Source organism: Endozoicomonas sp. (assembly GCF_051008435.1).
GTDB lineage: Bacteria > Pseudomonadota > Gammaproteobacteria > Pseudomonadales > Endozoicomonadaceae > Endozoicomonas_A.
Genome location: NZ_JBPCXO010000140.1, coordinates 1 through 4,448 on the forward strand (window position 1 = coordinate 1; position 4,448 = coordinate 4,448).

General features: G+C 45.6%; 7 protein-coding genes. 6 read left to right on the forward strand and 1 reads right to left on the reverse strand.

Translation table 11 applies throughout. The annotated features are described in order from the left end of the window. On the forward strand, positions 1 to 191 hold a 191-nt coding region (locus ACR2PX_RS06495; protein ID WP_433998550.1), incomplete at its 5' end, for a zinc ribbon domain-containing protein. A 13-nt stretch (positions 192 to 204) separates the two neighbouring features. Here ACR2PX_RS06495 and ACR2PX_RS06500 read toward each other — a convergent pair. After that, positions 205 to 639: a DUF29 domain-containing protein gene (locus ACR2PX_RS06500; RefSeq protein ID WP_433998551.1), complete on the reverse strand. Its 435-nt coding sequence runs from the start codon at positions 637 to 639 to the stop codon at positions 205 to 207. Positions 640 to 1,055: 416 nt separating this feature from the next. Here ACR2PX_RS06500 and ACR2PX_RS06505 point away from each other — a divergent pair, with 416 nt between their 5' ends. The 5 genes from ACR2PX_RS06505 (at position 1,056) to ACR2PX_RS06525 (ending at position 4,336) form a co-directional block, all read left to right on the forward strand. Next, positions 1,056 to 1,337 carry a ComEA family DNA-binding protein gene (locus ACR2PX_RS06505; protein WP_433998552.1) on the forward strand — a complete coding sequence of 94 codons (282 nt, stop codon included), beginning with the start codon at positions 1,056 to 1,058 and terminating at the stop codon, positions 1,335 to 1,337. 117 nt (positions 1,338 to 1,454) lie between these two features. Continuing rightward, positions 1,455 to 1,952, forward strand: a complete 498-nt coding sequence (locus ACR2PX_RS06510; RefSeq protein ID WP_433998553.1) for a CvpA family protein — start codon at positions 1,455 to 1,457, stop codon at positions 1,950 to 1,952. 176 nt (positions 1,953 to 2,128) lie between these two features. Continuing rightward, a complete protein-coding gene (gene purF, locus ACR2PX_RS06515; RefSeq protein WP_433998554.1) occupies positions 2,129 to 3,640 on the forward strand; it encodes an amidophosphoribosyltransferase in 1,512 nt (503 codons plus the stop codon). Between the two features lie 88 nt (positions 3,641 to 3,728). Next, positions 3,729 to 3,989 (forward strand): type II toxin-antitoxin system Phd/YefM family antitoxin, encoded by a 261-nt coding sequence (locus ACR2PX_RS06520; RefSeq protein ID WP_433998555.1) that lies wholly within the window; start codon positions 3,729 to 3,731, stop codon positions 3,987 to 3,989. After that, on the forward strand, positions 3,986 to 4,336 hold the full coding sequence (locus ACR2PX_RS06525) for a type II toxin-antitoxin system VapC family toxin (protein WP_433998556.1): 351 nt from the start codon (positions 3,986 to 3,988) through the stop codon (positions 4,334 to 4,336). Before ACR2PX_RS06520 ends, ACR2PX_RS06525 begins: the two co-directional genes overlap by 4 nt. Positions 4,337 to 4,448 lie beyond the last annotated feature (112 nt).

Here is a 4,448-nt window from a genome sequence, read left to right on the forward strand (position 1 = left end):
CTTACTCCACCCAGACTTGTTCGTGCTGTCGAAAAATACCCAACAGCAGTCCGAAAGGTAGGGCAGGTCTTGGAATAAGAGAATGGGTCTGTTCAGAGTGCGGAGCTGAACATCTGCGTGACGTAAACGCAGCAAGAAACATTCTTGCAGTCGGGCATGACCGTCTAGCTGTAGGAATCCCCGTCCTTTAGCGCGGGGAGGATGTCAAGGCCAGAACTCCGGATTCATAGCCTGTTCATAACTCCAGGGGCGCTCTTGGGGGAAGGTGGAAGGCGATAGACCCGTTTCTTCAGCGGCGTCTTCAATGGCTCTTTTATATGCGACAGGAAGAATGGCTTCAATTTTGCCTTTTAAACCTGGAGAGTCCTGCAGAATCCGCCGTGCCTGTTTTCGTTGTTCACGAATGGTGTGTTCCCAGCTGTGACCTGTTTGCCTTTTTTCAGGCTGGTACTCCCATTTCAATAAATGCATAAAAAGTATTCCCAGACGAGATTGTAAAGCTCTGTAGTCACTGCGGCCCATGCTTTCAATTTCCTCCAGGATATTCTCCAGGTCCAGCTCGGAAAGACGGCCTTCTCGAATCAGCTGCGCTTGCCGTTCTGTCCAGCTGTAGAAGTCGGTGTCGTATAGGTCGCGCATATTTTCACCTGCTTTCTATGGCTATAGAGAATAGATTAAGTTTATCTTACTTTTACTGTGAAAAATATTTCGCTTTGTCATCTTTAATATCCTGGGCGTAAAGAATTTTTCTTCTTGCTATGGCTATTTATCTGCTTCTGTGAAGGGAATGACTAAAGTTTGATTAGTGACATTTGAGGTGTATCTGCATAACTTGATAGGTAGATAGTCAAAATACTGTCGTTGTGTCCAAGTCAGTCGTAAGGTTAGAAGATTACGGAGTGATGGGAAATCAGTCACTTACCTTAGTTTGAAGGAGAAACTGAAAATTATTTCAGGCTTGGGCTTTGGTTATTTAGAAAATCGGTCTAGAACTGAAATAACGGTTTTGATGAAAATCAAAATCAAGTTTTTAATGGCCACAAGGAGTTCGCGCCATGAAGAAAATGATTGTTGCACTTACAACAGCTGCCTTTCTGATATTCTCCTCCATCTCTCTGGCTAACAGCCAGGAAAAAGAATGGGTCGTTAATGTTAATACAGCTACTGTTCAGGAGCTGGACGACAAGCTCATAGGCGTAGGCAAACGAACGGCAGAGGAAATAGTCAAACACCGAAAAGAACATGGTCCTTTCAAAAATATGGATGATCTTGATCAGGTGAAGTTCATCGGTGAAGCTTTTATGAAAAAGAACGAATCCAGAATAATTTTCGAATAGTAGAGTGAACAGTTGCATAAAAAAGCCCGTCCAGTGAGACGGGCTTTTTTGTATGTTGAGTAAGCGTTCCAAAACCGATAGTCTGGTCTGATTCAAGATTAGTGCAGGAGTACTCCTTTGACCTTTACCTGGATCGACTGGGTCATTGCCGCCATTGTTATTGTTTCTTCTTTAATCAGCCTGAAGAGGGGGTTCTTCAGGGAGGTGCTTTCACTTCTGACCTGGTTGGTGGCTATTTTTGTGGCCTGGACTTTCAATGGCAGTGTAGCCAACTTGCTGACCCAGTATGTAGAGACTCCTTCTGTTCGAGTAATTTGTGCATCCCTTCTACTTTTTGTTGCCACTTTGTTGGTAGGTGGATTGGTTAACAGATTATTTGCAGAACTGGTTGAAGCTACCGGCCTTACTGGGACTGACCGGATGCTGGGCATGGTTTTTGGTGGGCTCAGGGGCTGTCTTCTTGTGGTTCTGGTTGTGGGATTAATGACATTTGCTCCATTAGAGAATGACGAAGCATGGCAAGATTCGGTATTATTGCCGCACTTTTTGCTGCTTGCAGACTGGTCCAAGCAAACAGTGGTCCAGTGGGTTGAACCCGTACTGCAGGCCGGTTGAATTTATCTCTGAAGAGCTTCCCGGGAACAGGCAAACTTCCGGGGGAGGCTTCCAGTGAACTCTTGAGAGAAAATGGGCTCTAAAGACAGTTCTGGGACAGAAAGTCAGGGTTTTCTGATTTTCAGGGTTCCGCAGCAATGCTTCTGAGCCGCTGATCAAGCCTGAGGATGTTATAAATGTGTGGAATTGTCGGTATTTCGGCGACAGTGAATGTTAACCAGCTGTTGTTCGATGCGCTGACCGTGCTTCAGCACAGGGGGCAGGACGCAGCCGGAATGGTGACCTTGGGTGGTGGTCATTTTTACCTGAGGAAAGATAACGGCCTGGTCCGTGATGTCTTTAGAACCCGGCATATGAAAAAGCTGGTAGGGCACATGGGTATTGCTCATGTTCGTTACCCTACTGCGGGTTCTTCCAGCTCAGCTGAGGCCCAGCCATTCTATGTCAACTCTCCCTACGGTATTGCCCTTGCGCATAATGGCAATTTGACCAACGCACAAAGCATCAAACAGGAGTTGTTCGAAACAGACTTGCGTCATATCAATACCAGCTCAGATTCAGAGATTCTTCTCAATGTTTTCGCCCATGAACTGGTGCAGTCAGGCAAGCTACAACCCATGCCGGAAGACTTCTTCAAGGCGGTTCGCAGAGTTCATGAACGCTGTGAAGGTGGCTATGCCGTGGTGGCTATGATCAAGGGCCATGGCATCATTGGTTTCCGTGATCCTTATGGTATTCGTCCTTTAATCTTTGGTAAGCGTGAGAGTGAAAAGGGCACTGAATACATGATTGCTTCTGAGTCAGTGGCTCTGAGTGCTTCCGGGTTTGAAGTGATTCGTGACGTAGAGCCGGGTGAGGCCGTGTTCATTGACTCTCAGAATCAATTGCATACTTTCCAGTGTGTCCAGGGCGTTAAGCATCCCTGTATGTTCGAGTATGTCTATTTGGCGCGTCCAGATTCTATTGTTGACGGCATTCCTGTCTATCAGGCGCATCAGAGAATGGGGCAGATTATGGCCAACAAGATTCTGAGAGAGTGGCCAGAACATGATATTGATGTAGTTATGCCCATTCCGGATACCAGCCGTACCTCTGCACTGGAAATAGCCACTAGATTAGGACTTCCGTACAGAGAAGGGTTTGTCAAAAACCGTTACATTGGCCGTACATTTATTATGCCGGGCCAGGAAGTTCGTGAAAAATCAGTTCGCCAGAAATTGAGTGCGATCCGTCAGGAGTTTGAAGGCAGAAATGTATTGTTGGTTGATGACTCTATTGTCAGGGGTACAACCTGTCAGCAGATCATTGAGATGGCAAGAGACAGCGGTGCAAAGAATGTCTATTTCAGCTCTGCGGCCCCCGCCATCCGTTATCCTAATGTCTATGGGATAGATATGCCTACATCAGAAGAGCTCATTGCTTACGGACTCACTGATAAGGAAATCGAGCAAGAGATTGGCGCGGATCGACTGATTTTCCAGGACCTGGATGACCTGAAGAAAATCGTGTCGTCACTGAATCCTCAAATTACCGATTTCGATTGTTCTGTGTTTGATGGCAAGTACATTGCCGGAGGTATCGACAGCGAATATCTTAAACGTCTTGCTGCCAGCAGAAATGAAGAAACCAGAGCAAATGAGCGCAGTGACTCTATTATGGATTTGCATAATGATGAAGAGCTAGCTTGACCTCTCTCTAAACAGTACCTGATTGTAGATTCCAGCCCTTGTTAAAGGGCTAAACTGAATCTAGTTTAATTAGCTAAGGTGCTTTTTTATGTCTGATTCGCAACAAATTACCGTTGGAATGCATGAGGCAAAAAGTAGACTCTCAGAGCTTGTCAGGCTAGCACTTGAAGAAGATGCCGATATCGTCATCACTCAGAGAAACAAGCCAGTTATGAGGCTGGTTCCCTATGAAGAGCAGCCTGAAAGTAGAGGGTTTGGTGCTTTGAAGGGGCAGATTGAAATATCGGAAGATTTTGATACTACTCCTGACGATATAGTTGATCAGTTCTATGGGGATTCTGATCAATGAAGTATTTGCTGGATACTTGTGCACTGCTTCGTTGGTTGAATGGAGATCTACAGATTGCCAGTCAGGTGATTGAAGAACTCAATTCATCCAGCAATGAAGTTTATGTCAGCTCTGCCTCAATCTGGGAAGTGAGAATTAAGCAACAAATTGGCAAGTTAAAGCTGAATGCAAACCTTTCAGAGGTTATTACTTCTCTTAGTTTTAAACCTTTATCGATCAATTTTCTCCATGCGGATAAGGTTGCAGATCTTCCTATGATACACAAGGATCCTTTTGACAGAATCCTAATTGCTCAATGTCTAGTTGAAGGCATGACGATTGTGACCAGCGACGACATTATCGGTTGAGCGTAAAACCCCGTACTTTGAGTGCGGGGATGTAAGCTCGTCGGCGATAGCCGACTAATGCGGTGTTCTCTGCTGCTGAACGTACTGTTTGATGACTTCTATAGGAGCGCCA